The sequence below is a fragment of the bacterium endosymbiont of Bathymodiolus sp. 5 South genome (genome assembly GCF_900128535.1).
Lineage (GTDB): Bacteria > Pseudomonadota > Gammaproteobacteria > PS1 > Pseudothioglobaceae > Thiodubiliella.
Genome location: NZ_FQTR01000334.1, coordinates 1 through 1,206 on the forward strand (window position 1 = coordinate 1; position 1,206 = coordinate 1,206).

Annotated in this window: 1 protein-coding gene; it reads right to left on the reverse strand. The window is 35.9% G+C overall.

The genetic code is table 11. The features are described 5' to 3' along the window. Positions 1 to 496: 496 nt before the first annotated feature. The coding region (locus BBROOKSOX_RS11285) for a hypothetical protein (protein WP_218973754.1) at positions 497 to 1,206 on the reverse strand (710 nt) is incomplete at its 5' end.

Genomic DNA, 1,206 nt, shown 5'->3' on the forward strand with positions numbered 1-1,206 from the left:
TACGCACTACTACCATGATTATACAAACTCACAAAAGCCGCACTCCTTGCCCCATTCGCAAACTTACCTCCGCCCAATTCTGCGGAAACGCCACCTATAACACTACTAATCATAGTATTAGTAATTTTTAAGAAAAACGACCAAAAAATAAGAGCTATTTTAGAAAAAGTTGGTTGATTTGTCTATGGTTATTGTTGGTTTTATTGTTATAAATCAATTTGTTGTGTGGTTTTTAAGGGTTGACTATTTATATTCCAGACCTAGCTATGTATACTATAAAAATTAAGGCAGATATAAAAAAACTAAGAAAGAAAGAAAAAAAGAAAGAAAGAATAGTGCGCACCTTATTTTTAAATACACCTTTTAGGTACATATACACACATATATATATTGGCAATAATCCTACCAATAGAATACTCATACCACGACCTAAAGAATCTATAAAAATTACAGAATCAAATATCTTAGATATTAAAAAATTTGCAATTTCTTCCATTTATCTAAATTTATTAATTACTTTTTGATCTATAGGAGACCATACATTATCTTTCAAAAAATTATTTATACCACCCCAATACCCTCTCCCAGAACCCTGAGTTCTAATATATATAGAATTATTAATTAAAACTGCATCCCTTGTTACTACCCCAGGATAGAGTACATGATTGGGTAATGTTACATTGACAACTCCTGTAGATGTTGGAATTGAAAAAATATCGTCTGAATTTAAAGGGAGTAGGGCTACATCAAAAAGCTGTGCAGTGCCATTGTTTAAAACTGCACTCTTTTGGTTGGGAAATGCACCTACCTTCTGCACTTGAAGCGCAACATTTTTAATTGAGCAACCTTGAGAACTCGTAGAACACACAACTGAAGATGTTCTTTCGTAATCATGTGACCCTTTAGAAATTAGATGATCAAAGGAATCATTAAACAAATACCTAAACGCCCCCGTCTGCGCCCCGTTTGCGAATTTACCACCGCCAATCACCGAGATGGTGCCACCAACGACCGCATCTCTAACAGTATTGCCAATCATCTCAAACATATTCTTTGAATGTCTTGATGATCCAAGGTAGGAGCCAAGTGAACCTGATAAGAAACCAGCACCAAAACTACCGCCCATTCTGTCTTGCACGATACCGCCTGCTAATCCATGAGCGGCTAAGGTTTTCATAGAGCCTGATTCCCAACCTGGGTTGTATT